Origin of the sequence: Streptomyces brasiliensis, from assembly GCF_014647875.1 — a bacterium.
GTDB lineage: Bacteria > Actinomycetota > Actinomycetes > Streptomycetales > Streptomycetaceae > Streptomyces > Streptomyces brasiliensis.
The window spans coordinates 183,918-201,730 of sequence record NZ_BMQA01000005.1 but is presented as its reverse complement, the minus strand read 5'-3'; the positions used below and the strand labels follow the sequence as shown (position 1 = coordinate 201,730).

At 71.1% G+C, this 17,813-nt stretch carries 19 protein-coding genes; 10 read left to right on the top strand and 9 right to left on the bottom strand.

What is annotated here, in order from left to right:
* Positions 1-58: 58 nt before the first annotated feature.
* Genes IEZ19_RS53415 through IEZ19_RS10330 form a run of 3 tightly spaced genes read right to left on the bottom strand, consistent with a single transcriptional unit; the run spans position 59 to position 2,840 of the window.
* On the bottom strand, positions 59-154 hold the full coding sequence (locus IEZ19_RS53415; RefSeq protein WP_373296943.1) for an Ms4533A family Cys-rich leader peptide: 96 nt from the start codon (positions 152-154) through the stop codon (positions 59-61).
* A 56-nt stretch (positions 155-210) separates the two neighbouring features.
* Positions 211-1,755, bottom strand: coding sequence for a DUF3152 domain-containing protein (locus tag IEZ19_RS10335; RefSeq protein WP_229840152.1), 1,545 nt, complete (start codon positions 1,753-1,755; stop codon positions 211-213).
* An 8-nt stretch (positions 1,756-1,763) separates the two neighbouring features.
* On the bottom strand, positions 1,764-2,840 hold the full coding sequence (locus IEZ19_RS10330) for an alpha/beta fold hydrolase (RefSeq protein WP_189310818.1): 1,077 nt from the start codon (positions 2,838-2,840) through the stop codon (positions 1,764-1,766).
* Between the two features lie 196 nt (positions 2,841-3,036).
* Here IEZ19_RS10330 and IEZ19_RS10325 point away from each other — a divergent pair, with 196 nt between their 5' ends.
* The 4 genes from IEZ19_RS10325 (at position 3,037) to IEZ19_RS10310 (ending at position 4,983) form a co-directional block, all read left to right on the top strand.
* On the top strand, positions 3,037-3,261 hold the full coding sequence (locus tag IEZ19_RS10325; protein WP_189310817.1) for an Rv3202a family protein: 225 nt from the start codon (positions 3,037-3,039) through the stop codon (positions 3,259-3,261).
* A 169-nt stretch (positions 3,262-3,430) separates the two neighbouring features.
* Positions 3,431-4,075, top strand: a complete 645-nt coding sequence (locus tag IEZ19_RS10320) for a TetR/AcrR family transcriptional regulator (protein WP_189310816.1) — start codon at positions 3,431-3,433, stop codon at positions 4,073-4,075.
* 150 nt (positions 4,076-4,225) lie between these two features.
* Positions 4,226-4,453: a DUF3107 domain-containing protein gene (locus IEZ19_RS10315; protein ID WP_189310815.1), complete on the top strand. Its 228-nt coding sequence runs from the start codon at positions 4,226-4,228 to the stop codon at positions 4,451-4,453.
* Positions 4,454-4,713: 260 nt separating this feature from the next.
* Entirely contained in the window at positions 4,714-4,983 is a 270-nt protein-coding gene (locus tag IEZ19_RS10310) for a hypothetical protein (RefSeq protein WP_189310814.1), read from the top strand.
* 57 nt (positions 4,984-5,040) lie between these two features.
* Here the strand turns inward: IEZ19_RS10310 and IEZ19_RS10305 are convergent, their stop codons facing one another.
* Positions 5,041-5,787: a ferritin-like fold-containing protein gene (locus IEZ19_RS10305; protein WP_373296942.1), complete on the bottom strand. Its 747-nt coding sequence runs from the start codon at positions 5,785-5,787 to the stop codon at positions 5,041-5,043.
* A gap of 467 nt (positions 5,788-6,254) precedes the next feature.
* Here IEZ19_RS10305 and IEZ19_RS10300 point away from each other — a divergent pair, with 467 nt between their 5' ends.
* Both IEZ19_RS10300 and IEZ19_RS10295 read left to right on the top strand, forming a co-directional pair.
* A complete protein-coding gene (locus tag IEZ19_RS10300) occupies positions 6,255-8,669 on the top strand; it encodes a DEAD/DEAH box helicase (RefSeq protein ID WP_189310812.1) in 2,415 nt (804 codons plus the stop codon).
* Between the two features lie 265 nt (positions 8,670-8,934).
* Positions 8,935-9,822 carry an alpha/beta fold hydrolase gene (locus tag IEZ19_RS10295; RefSeq protein ID WP_189310811.1) on the top strand — a complete coding sequence of 296 codons (888 nt, stop codon included), beginning with the start codon at positions 8,935-8,937 and terminating at the stop codon, positions 9,820-9,822.
* On the opposite strand, the gene IEZ19_RS10290 is transcribed toward IEZ19_RS10295, so the two are convergent.
* Positions 9,819-10,712 (bottom strand): NYN domain-containing protein, encoded by an 894-nt coding sequence (locus tag IEZ19_RS10290; RefSeq protein ID WP_189310810.1) that lies wholly within the window; start codon positions 10,710-10,712, stop codon positions 9,819-9,821. The two genes, IEZ19_RS10295 and IEZ19_RS10290, sit on opposite strands and share 4 nt — an antisense overlap.
* 171 nt (positions 10,713-10,883) lie before the next feature.
* Here IEZ19_RS10290 and IEZ19_RS10285 point away from each other — a divergent pair, with 171 nt between their 5' ends.
* A complete protein-coding gene (locus IEZ19_RS10285) occupies positions 10,884-11,036 on the top strand; it encodes a DUF8834 family protein (protein WP_189310809.1) in 153 nt (50 codons plus the stop codon).
* 155 nt (positions 11,037-11,191) lie between these two features.
* On the opposite strand, the gene IEZ19_RS10280 is transcribed toward IEZ19_RS10285, so the two are convergent.
* From IEZ19_RS10280 to IEZ19_RS10270, 3 genes are all read right to left on the bottom strand, one after another.
* Positions 11,192-11,797: a MarC family protein gene (locus IEZ19_RS10280; protein ID WP_189310808.1), complete on the bottom strand. Its 606-nt coding sequence runs from the start codon at positions 11,795-11,797 to the stop codon at positions 11,192-11,194.
* 52 nt (positions 11,798-11,849) lie between these two features.
* Complete coding sequence (locus tag IEZ19_RS10275) at positions 11,850-12,707, bottom strand: PHP domain-containing protein (RefSeq protein ID WP_189310807.1); 858 nt, start codon at positions 12,705-12,707, stop codon at positions 11,850-11,852.
* 219 nt (positions 12,708-12,926) lie between these two features.
* Complete coding sequence (locus IEZ19_RS10270; RefSeq protein ID WP_189310806.1) at positions 12,927-13,568, bottom strand: DUF6758 family protein; 642 nt, start codon at positions 13,566-13,568, stop codon at positions 12,927-12,929.
* A 159-nt stretch (positions 13,569-13,727) separates the two neighbouring features.
* On the opposite strand from IEZ19_RS10270, the gene IEZ19_RS10265 reads away from it, so the two are divergent.
* The gene (locus IEZ19_RS10265; protein WP_189310805.1) at positions 13,728-14,951 is read left to right on the top strand and encodes an MFS transporter; all 1,224 of its coding nucleotides are present in this window, start codon (positions 13,728-13,730) and stop codon (positions 14,949-14,951) included.
* 41 nt (positions 14,952-14,992) lie between these two features.
* Here IEZ19_RS10265 and IEZ19_RS10260 read toward each other — a convergent pair whose 3' ends face one another.
* Entirely contained in the window at positions 14,993-15,577 is a 585-nt protein-coding gene (locus IEZ19_RS10260) for a suppressor of fused domain protein (protein WP_189310804.1), read from the bottom strand.
* A 497-nt stretch (positions 15,578-16,074) separates the two neighbouring features.
* Between IEZ19_RS10260 and IEZ19_RS10255 the strand changes: the two genes are divergently transcribed.
* On the top strand, positions 16,075-17,208 hold the full coding sequence (locus IEZ19_RS10255; protein ID WP_189310803.1) for a magnesium and cobalt transport protein CorA: 1,134 nt from the start codon (positions 16,075-16,077) through the stop codon (positions 17,206-17,208).
* 42 nt (positions 17,209-17,250) lie between these two features.
* Positions 17,251-17,766 carry a hypothetical protein gene (locus IEZ19_RS10250; protein ID WP_189310802.1) on the top strand — a complete coding sequence of 172 codons (516 nt, stop codon included), beginning with the start codon at positions 17,251-17,253 and terminating at the stop codon, positions 17,764-17,766.
* Positions 17,767-17,813 lie beyond the last annotated feature (47 nt).

Sequence of the window (17,813 nt, the reverse complement as noted above, 5' to 3'; positions counted from 1 at the left end):
ACCGTGACGGAGCCACGGTGAAAGTGAAGGTCGCGACGCGAACGCCAGGGGCGGGGCGTCAGCGACAGTGGATGTCGGCCACGCAGAGCGCGGTCACGCCGATGAGCGCCAGCTCGATGGCGGCGCTGTTCGTGACGGCATGACTAGACCACATGGGCAGAAATATGAACGAACATTCTGCGCATGTCAACGTGACCCCGGTGACGCCCGTCAACTCCCTGGATATGGCCAGGGGTTGGGCAGACAGTGGATCCCGTCGTGGTCGAGGAACTTGGTCTGCTGCTGCATGACCGGGGCGAGCCCGCCGTCCTCCTCACAGGTGACGTGGCCGTAGCCGAGGCGGTGGCCGACCTCGTGGTTGATCAGCATCTGCCGGTAGGCATGAATCTCGTCACCATAGGTCTTCGAGCCCTGGGCCCATCGATAAGCGTTGATCATCACGCGCTCGGTGGACGCCGAGTCGCACGACACGTTGTCCTCGGTGGTGTCGAGGCCGGACTTGGCGCACCAGTCGGCGGTGGTGCCGGGGCTGGCGAGCGTGATGACGAAGTCGGGCTTGCCGGAGTCGACGCGCTCGAAGGTACGGGCACCGTCGTGGGCCCAGCTCCGGCGGTCGTTCAGCGTCTTCTGCACGGCCTGGGCGAAGAGCTCGCCGTCCAGGCCGAGTCCCTGTTCCACGTCGACGCGGTAGGTGTACTTGCGCCCCTTGCCGGGTGCCTTGGCGGTTCCCGGCACCGAGTCGAACTTCCCCGAGCCCTTGAGGGTGGCGCCGAGGGCGTACGTCCGGTCCATCTTCTGCTCGTAGGTCAGCGGGACCGCGGCCGGCACCGCCGACGGTGTCGTACGGCCGTTGCCGCGCGAGGCGGGATCCTGGGCGCCGCGGGCCTGGTCGGCTGAGCGCGCCTGCACGTCGCTGCCACCGTGCTCCTCGGCGACCTGTCCGGCGACGATCACCGCGAGCACGGTGGTGACGGCGGCGGCGGCGATCCCCGTGAACGCCCGCCCCTTGCCACCCTTGGCCGGCGCGGGCGGGCCCGTGGGCGGTACGTCGTCGCCGTCGCCGGCCTCGTCGGTCGCGGGGTCGGCATCGGGGCCCTGCGAGCCGTACGGCTCGACGCGTTGCGCACCGGTCCCGGGCCGGGGAGCGAAGACGTCGATGTCACCGTCGACGTCGTCGAAAGCGTCGATGTACTCCTGCCGGGGCCTCCCCGGAGGGCCCCCACGCTGCCGCGGCAGGGCCACCCCGGGCCCGGCCGCACCGGCACCCGGCACAGCCCCAGCACGCCCCCGGGACGCGCCCCAGCCACCCCCGCTCTCCCGCTGCTCGGGATGCCCACCACGGACTTCCGGAACACCGTGCGCAGGGGTGCCGTCGGCAACCCGGGGGATGCCATGGGCGGGCGTGCCATCGGCGAAACGGGGCACCCCGCGCGCGGGCGTCCCGTCCGGCAACCGCGGCACACCACGAGCCGGCGTGCCATCAGCAACCCGCGGCACACCACGAGCCGGCGTCCCGTCAGGCAAACGCGGAACCCCCCGCGCCGGCGTACCGTCAGGAAGCCGCGGTACCCCGCCCCCCGACGCGGGCCGTGGCCCGGGCAGCGCGCCGGGTCGTCCGGTCGCCGGCCCCGGCCCGGATCCAGGTGCCTCCCCCGGCCGCGCCATGCCCGGAGCGTCCTGCGCCCCCCGTCCCGGAGTTATGTCCTCGGCGTCGGCCCCGGTGGCGGCAAGCCCCCGGCGGCTGTGGCGTCCCACGTCGCCCCTCAGCTCCCCGCGCCCGTACCGGAACCAGCACCCGCAGCGGATCCCGAGCCCCCGGCGTCGTTGCCGGTCGCGCCGGAACCCCCCGGCCCCGGCGTCCCCGATCCCGGCACCCCCGCCAACTCCCCCACGTCCACAAGCAGTTCCCGGAACGCCCCGGCCACCGTCTCCGGGTACTCCATCATCGCGACGTGCCCGGCGTCCGGCAGGGACAGGAGGCGGGACTCGCGGAAGGAACGCGCCGCCTTCCGGGCCATCCGGTAGCCGACGAGCTGGTCGCGGCCGCCGTAGATCAGGAGGGTCGGGGCGAGGACGCGCTCGGCCTGGCGCCACAGCCCGTGCTGGCCGCCCAGCGTGTACGCGTTCACCAGCCCGCGCGCGGAACGCGCCATCACGTCCCAGAAGTACGGCAGTTGCAGCCGCCGCTCCAGCTCCTCCACCGCGTGCTGGAACGCCTCCGGCGTGACGCGCCCGGGGTCGCCGTAGCACAGCCCCAGCACCCCGCGGACGCGCTGCTCGGCCGTCCACTCTCGGGTGAAGCGCGTGAACAGCGCGGACACTCCCGGCAGGCCCAGCAGGGCCGTGGGCACGGCGGTGCGCTGCACGCGCAGCTCCGGCAGCGCGGGAGAGATCAGCGTGAGGGTCCGTACGAGATCCGGACGGACCGCGGACACGCGCGTGGCGACCGCGCCGCCCAGTGAGTTGCCGAACAGATGCACCGGACCGCGCCCGGCCGCGTCGAGGTAGCGGATCACCGCGCGCGCGTGCCCGGTGACCGAGTAGTCGCCGTCGTCCGGCGGCGGGGAGTCGCCGAAGCCCGGAAGGTCGACCGCCTCGCCGTCGACGAGACCGTCGAGCTCCTGCATCAGCGTCGACCAGTTCTGCGAGGAACCGCCGAGCCCGTGGAGGTACAGCGCCGGCGGCAGCCCCTCGCGCGCGGGTGGTCGCGACCGGATCGACAGCGTCACCCCCGGCAGCCCCACCGACCGCAGCCGCTCGCCCTCCGCGACCCTGACGAGCGCCACCTTGGGAAGGACATGGGTGGTGGCCGGCACGGACGGCAGCTCGGTCGAAGACATGCGGCAATGTTACGAGACGATCACGCTGCGACTCATGTGTTCGCCGTCACACATTGTGGGCATCATCATGGGCGACGCCCACAGCGAACGGAGGCCGATGGCATAGCGTCGGCATCGGGTGTCTCCTACGCTCGTACTGAGGGCACCCGTGTGGCCCCTGCTTCTTCCAGGGACGTTCGTAGGAAGGGAGCCCACCATGGCCTATGACCCCAGCGATCCCGAGACGCTCGAGGACCTGCAGGTCGACGAGGTTCCGGAGATCGACGTCGAGGCCCCCGAGAACGACGCGGCGGAGCAGCATGCGGACGTTTCCGAGGACCGCGACGAACCTCTGACCGGCGTCGACGCGGACCGCGCGAACGAGGCCGACCTCATCGAGCAGGCGCGTGTCGTCTCCCTCGACGAGGACGACTACCGCTGACACCGGCGAGGACACGGGGAGTGACCTGTCCCCGTTCAGGGAGTCGGGTCCGGCTTTCGCCCGCCGTCCGGTACGTGAAATTCTGCGCTCGCACCGCGCACACCACGGTTACCGAAAAGTACGATGGCCGAGCGGCGCACACCGCACGTGGACGACATTGGGAGGCGGCGTGACAGCCATCGAGCAGACAGAGGCGGCACGCCCGCGGGGCACTCGCCTGCCGCGCCGAGCCCGGCGGAACCAACTGCTGGGCGCCGCCCAGGAAGTCTTCGTGGCCCAGGGCTACCACGCGGCAGCGATGGACGACATCGCCGAGCGCGCCGGCGTCAGCAAGCCGGTGCTCTACCAGCACTTCCCGGGCAAGCTCGACCTCTACCTGGCGCTGCTGGACCAGCACTGCGAGGCGCTGATCCAGTCCGTACGGAACGCGCTCGCGTCGACGACCGACAACAAGCAGCGCGTGCGGGCGACCATGGACGCCTACTTCGCGTACGTCGAGGACGACGGCGGTGCTTTCCGCCTGGTCTTCGAGTCGGACCTGACGAACGAGCCCGCGGTGCGCGAGCGCGTCGACAAGGTCACCAACGACTGCGCCGAGGCGATCTGCGACGTCATCGCCGAGGACACCGGCCTCTCGCGTGCCGAGTCGATGCTGCTCGCCTCCGGCCTCGGCGGACTCGCCCAGGTCGTCGCGCGCTCCTGGCTGCACAGCGACCGCAGCGTGCCGCGCGACCAGGCGGTGCAGCTGCTGACGTCGCTGGCCTGGCGGGGCATCGCGGGATTCCCGCTGCACGGCACCGAACAGGTCCACTGAGGCGAGGCGCGGCCCGCCGCGATTTGTTCCCGCCCGCTGTTCGCTCCTGGCGTTCTCGGGCGGAGCGTGTCCGTCCCCTCACCGGGCTAATGTGTGCTGGGTACGGCGCGGAAGGTCGCGCACTTCACTGACCGTCGGAGGGACATAGCCGTGGAGGTCAAGATCGGCGTGCAGCACGCGCCCCGCGAGATCGTTCTGGAGAGCGGTCAGAGCACGGAGGAGATCGAGCGCGTCGTGGCCGAGGCACTGGCCGGCAAGACGCAGCTGCTGAGCCTCGAGGACGAGAAGGGCCGCAAGATCCTGGTCCCGGCCGATCGCGTGGCGTACGTCGAGCTCGGCGAGCCGACGGTCCGCAAGGTGGGCTTCAGCGCTCTGTAGGACGTACGCGCGCAGCCGTGGTTCGTCCGCGCGCCGCGGTGGAGGGTGCGCGCGCTGTAGTCCGTGCGAGGGACGTCATCCGCGTGCGGTCGCGGAGAAAAAGGGCCCTGTGGCGACCGGCCACAGGGCCCCTTTCCGTGTTTCGGGATTTCATATCGGCCGCACAAGTTGCGCACAGAGGAGGATTGCATTCCGCAGGTCACGGGTATGACGCGCTACGACCGCGAAGCTCAGTCCGGCCGTGTGGGAGGGAACCCGTCATGATCCTGGAAGCTCTCGGCTCGGCCCTGCTGGGACTGTTGCTGGCCTGGGTCGCCGTGCGCCGTCTGGCGCACCGGCTGCCGGCCCGGATCCTGGTGCTCGGCACGGGCGTGGCCGGAGCCCTCTTCGGTGACTTCATCACCCACAGCGCGCTGGGTCCCGGCACGGCCCCGCTGAACCTCCTCGGCGCCGCGATCGTCTCCGCGGCGTCGCTGTCGCTACTGCTGCGCCCGGCGGGCCGACTGCGCCGACGATCAGCCCCGGCGTGAGCCCGAAGGCTCCGCCGGACCGATCCCGCTCCATGGCCGCCCGGCCCGGTGCCGCCGTCAGGCGGCCAGGCCCAGGGCGGCCATCCGCTTGGTGTGCGCCTCCGTGATGCGGGAGAACATCCTGCCGACCTCGGCGAGGTCGAAGCCGTCCGCGACGCCGCCGACGAGCATCGTGGACAGCGCGTCCCGGTCGGCGACGACCCGCTGGGACTGCGACAGGGCCTCGCCCATCAGGCGACGGGCCCACAGCGCGAGCCGGCCGCCCACGCGCGGGTCCGCGTCGATCGCCGCGCGTACCTTCTCGACGGCGAAGCCCGCGTGCCCGGTGTCGTCGAGGACGGCCAGCACCAGCTCGCGCGTGTCGGAGTCGAGGCGGGCCGCGACCTCCCGGTAGAAGTCGCTGGCGATCGAGTCGCCGACGTACGCCTTGACCAGGCCCTCCAGCCAGTCCGATGGCGCCGTCTGCTTGTGGAAGCCGTCCAGCGCCGCGACGAACGGCTCCATCGCCCGGGTCGACTCCTCGCCGATCTCCGTGAGCCGGTCCCGCAGCCGCTCGAAGTGGTGGAACTCGGCCGAGGCCATCTTGGCCAGCTCCGCCTTGTCCGCCAGCGTCGGCGCCAGCTTGGCGTCCTCCGCCAGCCGCTCGAACGCCGCCAGCTCGCCGTACGCGAGCGCGCCGAGCAGATCGACCACCGCGGCACGGTACTGCGGCTCGGCCGAGGCCTTGGCCCAGTCCTGGGCGGCGACACCGGTGGGTTCGGCGGAGGCGTGGTCAGGCTTGTCAGAGCTCGTCATGAAGCGCACAATAGCCCGCTCGCGGCGTCCGAGAGCCCCTGGTCAACCACTGTGACGAGCACTACGTGACCAAATCGGCCATCACGTGTGCGGGATTCCGGGGTATGGTGGTAATGCGCCTGCTGGTACGTCGCCGTACCTCGACAGGCCGCACGTATGAGGATGCCCGGTCGGTGGCCCGATCGGCTCCGACCCGACAGCCCTCTTGGCCGTACGGCACTGTGCGTACGACAACCGGAGGGACCCTCAGCGGTTCGAGCGCTAGAGCGTCGGCAGTGGTCCCGTGTCTTACGGCCGGCCCGTAGGGCGGCCGACGTCCCCCGGCACGGTTCGACACGACCCCCGCGCTCGCCTCGCACCGCGCACACAGAAGAGGCAGCACCCTGACTACGACGTTTCGAGAACTCGGAATCCTTCCCGAGACCGCCGAGGCCCTGGAGGCCGTCGGCATCATCAACCCCTTCCCCATCCAGGAGATGACGCTCCCCGTCGCCCTCTCGGGCACCGACGTCATCGGCCAGGCCAAGACCGGTACGGGCAAGACCCTCGGCTTCGGCCTCCCGCTCCTCGAGCGCGTCACCGTCCCCGCCGACGTCGAGGCCGGACGCGCCGCTCCCGAAGCCCTCACCGAGGCCCCGCAGGCGCTCGTCGTCGTCCCCACGCGTGAGCTGTGCACGCAGGTCACCAACGACCTGCTGACCGCGGGCAAGGTGCGCAACGTGCGCGTCACCGCGATCTACGGCGGCCGCGCCTACGAGCCACAGGTCGAGGCCCTGAGGAAGGGCGTCGACGTGGTCGTCGGCACCCCGGGCCGCCTGCTCGACCTGGCCGGCCAGAAGAAGCTGAACCTGCAGCACGTGAAGTGCCTGGTCCTCGACGAGGCCGACGAGATGCTCGACCTGGGCTTCCTGCCCGATGTCGAGAAGATCATCGACATGCTCCCGGCCAAGCGCCAGACGATGCTGTTCTCGGCCACCATGCCGGGCGCGGTCATCGGTCTCGCCCGCCGCTACATGTCCCGGCCCACGCACATCCGCGCCACGGCGCCGGACGACGAGGGCGCGACGGTCGCGAACATCAAGCAGTTCGTCTACCGCGGGCACTCCATGGACAAGCCGGAGATGGTCGCGCGCATCCTGCAGGCCGAGGGCCGCGGACTCGCGATGATCTTCTGCCGTACGAAGCGCACGGCCGCCGACATCGCCGAGCAGCTCCAGCGGCGCGGGTTCGCCTCCGGCGCGGTCCACGGCGACCTCGGCCAGGGCGCGCGTGAGCAGGCGCTGCGCGCGTTCCGCAACGGCAAGGTCGACGTCCTCGTCTGCACCGACGTCGCCGCGCGCGGCATCGACGTCGAGGGCGTGACCCACGTCATCAACTACCAGTCCCCCGAGGACGAGAAGACGTATCTGCACCGCATCGGCCGCACCGGCCGCGCGGGCGCCAAGGGTACGGCGATCACGTTCGTCGACTGGGACGACATCCCGCGCTGGCAGCTCATCAACAAGGCGCTGGAGCTGGACTTCAACGACCCGGCGGAGACGTACTCCACTTCGCCGCACCTGTTCTCGGACCTCGGCATCCCCGAGGGCACCAAGGGTGTCCTGCCGCGCTCGGAGCGCACGCGCGCCGGGCTTGAGGCGGAGGAGCTCGAGGACCTGGGCGAGACCGGTGGCCGCGGGATGCGCGGTCGCGGTGGCCGGGGCGGTCGCGGTGAGGCTCGTTCCGCCGAGCGCGAGCGTCCGGAGCGCACGCCGCGCCGTCGCCGCCGCACCCGCGGCGGGACGGCGCTGGGGCCGGAGTCCACGGCCGCGCCGGCCGCCGAGGCAGTGACCGACGACGAGTCGACGGCGACCCGTACACCACGCCGCCGTCGCCGCACGCGCAGCGGAGCGTCGGCCGAGTCGACGCCGGTGACCACGCCGGCCGCCGAGTCCGCCGTGGAGACCGCGGAGGGTCCGGCCGAGCCGGACACCCCCGAGAAGCCGCGCCGCCGCACGCGCAAGTCGGCGGAGCAGACGGTGACACCGGTCGAGACGACGGTGACCGAGCCCGAGGCCCCGGTGACCCCGGAAGCGGCGGAGGAGAAGCCGCGCCGCCGCACCCGCAGGTCCATGGAGGCGGCCGAGACGGCGGTCACGACGGCCGAGGGCACGGAGGAGGCTCCGGCGACGAAGCCGCGCCGCACCCGCAAGACGGCGGCTGCCACCGAGACTGCGGTCGACACCGCCGAGGCCACGGAGACGACGCCGCGCCGCCGGACCACCCGGAAGACCGCCGCGACAGCCGAGACTGCGCTGGACACGGCGGACGCCACCGAGACCAAGCCGCGCCGCACCCGCAAGACGGCGGCTGCCACCGAGACTGCAGTCGACACCGCCGAGGCCACGGAGACGACGCCGCGCCGCCGGACCCGGAAGACCGCCGCGACAGCCGAGACTGCGCTGGACACGGCGGACGCCACCGAGACCAAGCCGCGCCGCACCCGCAAGACGGCGGCTGCCGTGGAGACGGCCGAGGGTGCCGAGGCCAAGCCGCGGCGGACGCGCAAGACGGTCGCCGCCGCCGAGGCCGCGGTGGACACCGCCGAGGGCACGGAGGCCAAGCCGCGCCGCACGCGCAAGACCGCGGCGACCGCCGAGACCGCCGTCGAGGCCGACGGTGCCGAGGCCAAGGTGCGCCGGCCCCGTAAGGCCGTTGCCGGGACGGTGACCGCGGAGATCCCGGCGCAGGCCACCGAGGAGCCGGAGGTCAAGCCGAGGCGCCGTACGCGCAAGGCGACGACCACCACCGCCGAGGCCACCGCCGAGGCCACCGCCGACGCGACGGAGGCGAAGCCGAAGACGCGCCGGACTCGGAAGACCGCGGCGGCCGTGGAGGCCCCGGAGGCCTGACCCACCCCCGCAACACCCGTACGGCCCGGCCCACTTCACGTGGACCGGGCCGTCGCCGTTCTCCCGCACGACGGCGGTTCGGCGGCGTGGCGGTGCGATGGTGAGAGGCGGGACGACGGCACGGCGGCGCCACAGACCAGCGGCTCACGACGCTCCCTCTCCTCCACCTCTCCCGCCACACACCCTCCGGCCATTCAGCGCCCCGTTCCCGCCCCGTCTGCGGCCTGTCCCCCTCTCCCCCGCCCGCGCCCGATAGCCTCTGCTCATGAGCCGGCCTCCCACCTTTGTCCCGCCCCCCGGTGCGCGCGCCTACGCGTTGCGCACCGCACGCGGTGAGTTCGCCGTCGTCGACGCTCCCGTGGCCGACGGGGTCGAGCCTCGGGGCGTGGTGTTGCTCGTGCCCGGGTTCACCGGGAGCAAGGAGGACTTCAATCCCCTGCATGGGCCGCTCGCGCGGCGCGGGTACCGGACCGTGGCCGTGGACGGGCGGGGTCAGTTCGAGTCCGGTGGGCCCGAGCACGACGAATCGGCGTACGCGCAAAGCGAGTTGGCACGGGACCTGCTCGCGCAGGTGGAGGCGGTCGGTGCGCCCGTGCATCTGCTGGGGCACTCCCTCGGCGGGCAGATCTCGCGCGCGGCCGTACTGCTCGACCACTCCCCCTTCCGCTCCCTGACCCTCATGGCCTCGGGACCGGCGCAGATCTCCGTCTCCCAGCAGCAGCGCGTGAAGCTGTTGCGGGACGCACTCGCCGTGATGTCGATGGCCGAGGTGTGGGAGACGATCCAGGCGATGGAGCCGCCGGAGGAGACGGACACCGGCGAAGTCGACGGCGGCCTCGACGACCGCGAGGACCTGCGGCGGCGCTGGCTCGGCAACAAGCCCGCCCAACTCATCGCCACCGGCCGCCAGTTGTGCACGGAACCGGACCGCGTCGCCGAACTCGCCGCGGTACCGCTGCCGGTCCACGTGCTGTCGGGCGCGCTCGACGACACCTGGCCGGTGCCGCTGCTCGACGACATGGCCGCACGGCTCGGCGCCCGCCGGACCATCGTCGACAACGCGGAGCACTCCCCCAACACCGACCAGCCGCTCGCGACCGCCCGCGCGATCGCCGACTTCTGGGACGAGGCCGGCGGGGGCGACGACCACTAGTACTGCGTCTGCAGGTGCCCCCAGAAGCCGTCCCGCAGCGCGCGGCGCAGGTCGGCCTGGCCGCGCAGGGAGTACTGGAGCAGGCCCTCGGCCTCGACGAGAAGGTCCTGGTCGACCGAGCCGGGGAGGTAGGGGTGGCCGGGCAGCAGCTCCATCAGGGCCTCGCGGCCCCTGGCGGACAGCCACTTCGCCGCGATCTGGGCGCCGACGAAGCGGACGTCCTCGCGAGTGGGCCGGCTCGTCGTGGCGTCGTAGGCGGGTGCGGTGCGCCGGGAGACGTACGGCTTGAAGAAGTCGAGGTCGAAGGTGCGCTGGCTGTCGACCTCCCAGAGCAGCGGTTCCGCCTGGTTACGGCCTTCGGGCGCCTCGATGCCCCACAGATGGACGCGTGCGCCGTACCCCTGGGCCGCCTCCACCGCCGACACCAGGTCCTCGTCGCCGCCGATGAGCGCCGCGTCGCTGATGGCCCGGTGGCGGGCCAGGGACTCCAGGTCGGTGCGGATGAGTGAATCGACGCCCTTCTGCTGGTTGTTGGCGTTGAGGTTACCGAGGCGCACCTTGACGTCGGGGAGTTCGGCGATGGACTGCTGCTCGGCCGTGTGGATGCGGCGCCGTGCGCCGTCGTACCAGTAGACTCGGAGCAGCCGGCTGTCCGCGAAGATCGTGCGGGCACGGTCGATCAGTGCCTCGATCAGGCCCTCCGCGTCGAGGTCGAAGGCCCGGCGGTCCTCGGTCCCGGCGACCAGCCGGCCCGCGGCGGCGTAGAGATAACCCGCGTCGACGAAGATCGCATGGGTCGAGGGTGTCTTCGCCACTTCGGCGAGCATGCGCGTCAGCAGCTCGTTCGTGCGGTCGATTCGGGCCTGGAGAGCCGAGAGGTCGTCGTTCATCACCTCCATTGTCCCGGCGGTCACGCAGCGAACACAACCGGTCCCGGTCAGTCTCGCGATGACCACTTATCACTCAGTAATTAGGCGTTCGAAAATTTTCCTTAGCGTAGGGAATGTTTGTAACGCGCCTGCCGTTGACTCAGACAGAACAACGAGACGAAGGGAGAGGCCATGCGCTTCGAAATCAGGCGACTCGACGAGGTCGACGGCACGACCGTGGACAGCACCGTCGTGGACGCCGCCTCCGTCAACCGGATCGTTCAGAAGGCCGCCGCCATCGGACAGCGGCTCTGGATCCGTCCGGCCGAGAGCACTGCCTCGTAACAGACGCGACAGACACGACGAAGACGAAGACCGCGTAGAGAAGACGTAGACGACCCAGAGACGTAGACGAGCCAGAGACACTGGACGCGGATCACCGCAGAAGCTTCGGAGCCCCCGCACGGCAGCGACGCCGTACGGGGGCTCCGCCGTTTCGCTCAGGAACCCTGGATCACCCGGGTGATCCCGTTGATGATCTGCTGCACGGCGATCGCGGAGAGCATCATGCCCGCGAGCCGTGTCACCAGGACGACGCCGCCGTCCTTGATGACACGGATGATCAGCAGCGAGTAGCGCATCACCAGCCACAGCACGACGTGGATCGCGAGGATCGCGGACCACACCGACACCTGGGCGGCGACACCGTCGGCCTTCTGCACCGCCAGGATGACGGACACGATGGCGCCCGGACCGGCCAGCAGCGGCATGCCCAGCGGGACGAGCGCGACATTGACGTCCTTGGTCTGCTTCGGCTCGTCGTTCTTGCCGGTGAGCAGGTCGAGCGCAATCAGCAGGAGCAGCAGTCCGCCCGAGATCATCAGCGCGGGGACCGAGACGTGCAGGTAGTTCAGGATCTGGTGGCCGAGCAACCCGAAGACGGTGATCACGCCGCCGGCCACGCAGACGGCCTGGAAGGCCATCCGCTTCTGCACCTTGCCGGGGCGGCCGGCGGTCAGCGCCAGAAATATCGGGGTGATCCCGGGGGGATCCATGATGACGAAGAGGGTCAGGAACAGGGAGCCGAAGACAGCGATGTCGAACATGCGTGAAGGGCCTTGCGGAAAAGAAAGGTGAACGTGGGCGCGGGGACGAAGCTCAGGGCCCGCCTGTCCCCGGCACCGGGAACGCCCCGGTGGCCCGCCGGGTGATCTCCCCGTACACCTCGGGGTCCGTCGTGTACCGCCCCAGCGACACCGTCTTGCGACTGCCGTGGTAGTCGGAGGACCCCGTGACCAGCAGCCCCAGCTCGGCGGCGAGTCCACGCAGCCGGACGCGGGTGTCGGCGTCGTGATCCGTATGGTCGACCTCGATGCCGTCGAGCCCGGCCGCGGCCATCTCGGCGATCGCGGACTCGGGCACCGTACGGCCCCGCCTGCTTGCCGCCGGGTGCGCGAAGACGGTGACCCCGCCCGCCGCCTTGACCAGCCGGATCGCCTCGAAGGGGTCCGTCTCGTGCTTGTCCACATGGGCCCGGCCGCCGTCGGCCAGCCAGTCCTTGGTGAACGCGTCGTCCACCGTCGGGACGACTCCCAGCTCGACGAGCGCGGTGGCGACATGCGGGCGCCCGACGGAGCCGCCGGCGGCGATGCGCTCGACCTGCTCCCAGGTCACCGGCACACCCAGCTCGTTCAGCTTGGCGACCATGCCCTTGGCCCGTGGCACCCGGTCGTCCCGGACCAGCTCGCGCTCGGCGAGCAGGGCGGGCTCCTCGGGATCGAAGAGGTAGGCCAGCATGTGCATGGGGATGCCGTCGATACGGCAGGACAACTCGGCACCGGTGACGAGCGTGAGCCCCTCGGGCAGCGCGGCGATGGCCTCGGCGTACCCACGGGTGGTGTCGTGATCGGTCAGCGCGACGACGTCCAGCCCGGCCGCGGCAGCGTTCCGCATCAACTCGGCCGGCGTGTCCGTACCGTCGGAGGCGGTGGAGTGGCAGTGCAGATCGATACGCACGACACGACTCCAGGCGGGACAGAACGGTAGGGACGCTCAAGGATAACGGTCCGACAGGACCGCCCTGTCACACCCGCACCTCACAGGCGCCCCCTACAGGCGCGAAGCACCTGCCAGCGGCGCGGGACTGAGTCGATTTGCGGCTCCGCCGCGCGGGCGCGACCAGCCCCGGACAACCCGCACCCGGCCGACAGCCGCACGCACCCGAACTGTGCCGCTCTACGGCTTGAGCAAGCGCGGCGAAAGCGCTCCGCAGGGCACCAGATCCACCTCAGCCCCCGCGTCCCGCAGATCCGTGAGCACCAGCTCGTCGTACATGAGCAGCCCCGTCTGCTCGGGCCACACCACCGCCCACAGCCACAGCCCGCGCGCCTCGCCGGCGAAGACCGCGCGGTCGTCGGGGGCGCCGGTGACATGCCACAGGGGGGTCGGACGGCCCCCGGCGAGAACCTTGGCCTGGGGCGGCTTCTCGACGTTCATGTACGGCCCCGGGTCCGGGCCGTCGATGCCCGCGTACCGCGCGCCGAGGCCGACGCCGAGTTCCTCGGCGACCAGGATCAGTTCCCCCATGCCGCCGAGCGGTCCGGGACCCGAGCACGCCACGGCGGTCGCCCGGCCCCCGCTGCGGTCGTCGCCCGCGCAGGCCACGCCGGTGAAAAGCCAGCCGACCGGCAGCGGCCACGGCATCCACACCGGGACCTGCGTGCGGTGCACCACGACGCTGAGGGCCTCGACGCTAGGCGGGATCACGGGCTGCAGCGGATGCACCGTCCCGTGTACATCGCACTGCCAGGAATCGGCGAAGAGTCCGGGAGCCCTGACCCGGCCACCACACTTCGGGCAACTGGGTTCGCCCCTCATAGGGCCCCACGGTCCTACCCTCGGTCCGCCACGTCAAGGACGATCACCCGTCCGGGCGGTATCACCTGACCAGGGGAAGTAGATGTAGTTTGCATTAATTAGCAGAGCTAACTTACTATGTGCATATACCAACTATCTCGGCCCGGGATTGGAGCACACATGGACCCCTTCGACGCGGGAGCGGGAGGCATCCTGCGGCAGCCCAAGGCGGTCTGGGCGACGGCGGGCGCCTCCGTCGTCGCCTTCATGGGCATCGGCCTGGTCGATCCGATCCTGCCGTCCATCGCCCAGGGCCTCGACGCCACCCCCAGCCAGGTCTCCCTCCTGTTCACCTCGTACTTCCTGATCACCGCCGTGGCGATGCTGCTCACCGGATTCGTCTCGAGCCGTATCGGCGGCCGCAAGACGCTGCTGGTGGGCCTGGCGTTCGTCGTGGTCTTCGCGGGCCTCGCCGGCACCTCGGACACGGTCGGCCAGCTCGTCGGCTTCCGGGCGGGCTGGGGGCTGGGCAACGCGCTGTTCGTGTCCACCGCGCTCGCGGTCATCGTCGGCGCGGCCGCGGGCGGAAGCGCCGCGGCGATCCTGCTGTACGAGTCGGCGCTCGGTCTCGGCCTGGCGTGCGGCCCGCTGCTGGGCGCGGCCCTCGGCAACGTCAGCTGGCGCTACCCCTTCTTCGGCACGGCCACGCTGATGGCGATCGGATTCGTGTGCATCGCGGTGTTCCTGAAGGAGCAGCCGAAGCCCTCGCGCAGGACCTCGCTGCTCGACCCGATCAAGGCGCTGGGCCACGGCGGCCTCGCCTCGGCGGCGGTCTCGGCGTTCTTCTACAACTACACGTTCTTCACGGTGCTGGCCTTCACCCCGTTCGTGCTGAACATGACCCCGTACCGCTCGGGCGCCGTGTTCTTCGCCTGGGGCGTGCTGCTCGCCGTCTTCTCGGTGGTCGTGGCCCCGCGGATGCAGGAGCGGTTCGGCTCGCTGAAGGTGCTCGGCGGCTCGCTGGTGCTGCTCGCCGCCGATGTGCTCGTCCTCGGCTACGGCAACCACACCGCGGCCGTCGTCTGCACCATCCTGTCGGGCGCGTTCATCGGCGCGAACAACACGGTGTACACCGAACTGGCCCTGGGTGTCTCGGACGCGCCGCGCCCGGTGGCGAGCGCGGGCTACAACTTCGTGCGCTGGTTCGCGGCCGCGGCGGCGCCGTACTTCGCGCCGAAGATCGAGGAGTGGACCGACGCGCGCATGCCGTTCGTGGTGGCGGCGGTCACCGCGCTGCTGGGCACGGTCGTGGTGGTCGTACGGCGTGCCGCACTCACGCACGAGGCCGAGGAGCTGGAGCCGCGGCACGCCACCGAGGACGGTGTCACGGTCTTCGCCAACTGACCGGGCGCCCAAGGGCGTTGGTGAGATCCGTCACTTGACGCTCAGTCGAGCGGGACGGACCTGCGGGCGGGATCACGCAGGTCCGTCCCGCTCGTGAGCCAGCGCTCCTGGAGGGCCTGGGCGCCGTGCACGCGCTTCCAGGCGGCCTCGTTCGGGGTCATCGGGAGCAGTGGCAGGAACCGTACGGGATCCATCGGCTCGCCGAGCTCCAGGTCCTCGACGAGGCCGCCCGGCTCGGCGACCAGGACCGACGAGAAGGGGGCCCCGGGCCACAGAGGTTCACCGACGTCGAGGGACGCGCCGGGCGCCACCACGACGCCCTCCACCTGCGGGGACGCGCCGAGCACGGCCAGCGGTCGGAGCACCTTGTCGGTCTCGGCGAGGCCGGCCCGGACGGAGAGGACCAGCTCGGCGCGGGGGCCCTTGACCGGGTCAGCGAGCATCGCCGTGGGGTCGGTCATGGGGTGCGCGGACATGCCGAGGGTGGCGTACCGGACGATGTCGCCCTCCTGGAAACGCAGCACCTCGATGCGGTCCGTACCGAGGAAGGTGACCGCGGCGCGCGCGTCCGGACGGCCCAGCGCGGTGCTCAACCGTGCCTCGACAAGAGGAAGAACATCAACCATGCGGCGAGCATAGAACTCGTCAGTAGCGGGCAAAGAGGCGCCTTGACACTTCGGGCGGCTGCTACTCTGGCCGATGGTTCGGGGCAGCACGCTGTGATGCCCCCAGGCCTTCGAGGCACTGGGGGAGTCGCGATCGGGTCCCGACGCCGATGAGTTCCCGTACGGGAATGGATCGTCCCTCACGGGGGACCGGCCGGAGGAGGTGGGGCTGCGATGGATCGAAGTCGACCGTGCAGTACCACCCGCTCTTCCGGCCGCTGATGTAGCTGCTCTCGCTCGCTGCCGCCTCTCGCGTTGTCGTCATTCACACGGAAGAGCACTTCGTTTCGTTCTGCTTGATCCCCATCAGTGACGAAGCGCGCCACCGCGACGGTGCGGTGCTCCCCGCTTTGTGGACGTGCCAAACATCGGCAGTCGGAGAACGTCCTCATTCCGGGTAGTTCCAGCCGTCACAGCGGCCCTTCCGCGCTTCGCCGCCCGCTGCGAAGGAGCCTGCCATGTCGATGATCCGCGACCTGCGTGCCGCCGTCCGTCCCTCCCGTCCGTCGCTGCGCAAGGGCGGACTGCGTATGGACACCGGCGCGTACGACACCACCCGCGACCCGTCGACGCCCTCGGCCGTGGTCGACTGCGCCGTCTACCGCGACGGGGCGCGCGTGGAGAGCGCGAAGCCGCTGACGCCGCACGAGGCGATGCGGCTGGTCCGCCGCGACGGAGGGTTTGTGTGGATCGGTCTGCACGAGCCGACCGAGTCCGAATTCTCGGGTATCGCGGGCGAGTTCGGGCTGCACCCGCTGGCCGTCGAGGACGCCGTGCAGGCGCACCAGCGGCCGAAGCTGGAGCGGTACGACGACTCGCTCTTCACCGTCTTCAAGACCATCCACTACGTCGAGCACGACCAGCTCACCGCCAACAGCGAGGTCGTGGAGACCGGCGAGGTCATGTGCTTCACCGGCCGGGACTTCTTCATCACCGTCCGGCACGGCGGGCAGGGGTCGCTGCGGGCTCTGCGGCACCGCCTCCAGGACGACCCCGAGCTGCTCGCGAAGGGGCCCTCGGCCGTGCTGCACGCCATCGCAGACCACGTCGTCGACGGGTACATCGCGGTCGCGGACGCCGTGCAGGACGACATCGACGAGGTGGAGACGGAGGTCTTCTCACCGGGCCGCAAGGGCGGGGTGTCGCGCGGTGTGGACTCGGCGCGTATCTACCAGCTCAAGCGCGAGGTACTGGAGTTCAAGCGCGCGGTGTCGCCGCTGCTGCGTCCCATGCAGCTGCTGAGCGAGCGGCCGATGCGGCTGATCGACCCCGAGATCCAGAAGTACTTCCGGGACGTCGCCGACCATGTCGCCCGCGTCCACGAGCAGGTCTTCGGCTTCGACGAACTGCTCAACTCCATCCTCCAGGCCAACCTGGCGCAGGCGTCCGTCGCGCAGAACGAGGACATGCGCAAGATCACGGCGTGGGCGGCGATCATCGCCGTGCCGACGATGGTGTGCGGAGTATACGGCATGAACTTCAAACACATGCCCGAGCTGCACTGGAAGTTCGGCTACCCGGTGATCATGGGCATTACCGTCGCGCTCTGCCTCGCCATCCACCGCACGCTGAAGCGCAATGGCTGGCTGTGAGCGGGGCCCGCGGCGGCCGGGCCGCTGGATAGGCTGGGTCGCATGACAAGTGAGCTGCTGCTCGACCGGGCCCTCATCGAGGAGGCCACGAAGAAGTCGGGTCTCGTGTGGGTCAGGGGCGCGGGCGCTCCGGCCGCGCGGGCACTGTGGCACGTGTGGCACGAGGGTGCGATGTGTCTGGTCGGCGACGGGCCCGGGGAGCAGCCGCTGCCGGGCCTGGCCGACGGCGGCGCTGCCGAGGTGACGGTGCGCAGCAAGGACAAGGGCGGGCGTCTGGTCGGCTGGACGGCTGCCGTGTCCGAACTGGCACCGGGGACTCCCGAGTGGGAGGCGGCGGTGGCGGAGCTCAAGGGCAAGCGCCTCAACGCGCCGGACGGTGAGGCGATGCCGGAGCGCTGGGCGCGGGAGTGCCGGGTGCTGCGCCTGACACCGACGGGCACGACGGCCTCACTGCCGGACGCCAGCCTGGCGGCACCCCCGCTGCCGTCCCCGGCGACGACCCGGCAGCCGATCCCGGCGGGGTTGCCACGGTTGCTGGCTCGGCGACGGGGTCGGTAGGCCGGCCAGGGGCTGAGCCCGGTTCGGCACCGCGGTCGCCGTTGCGG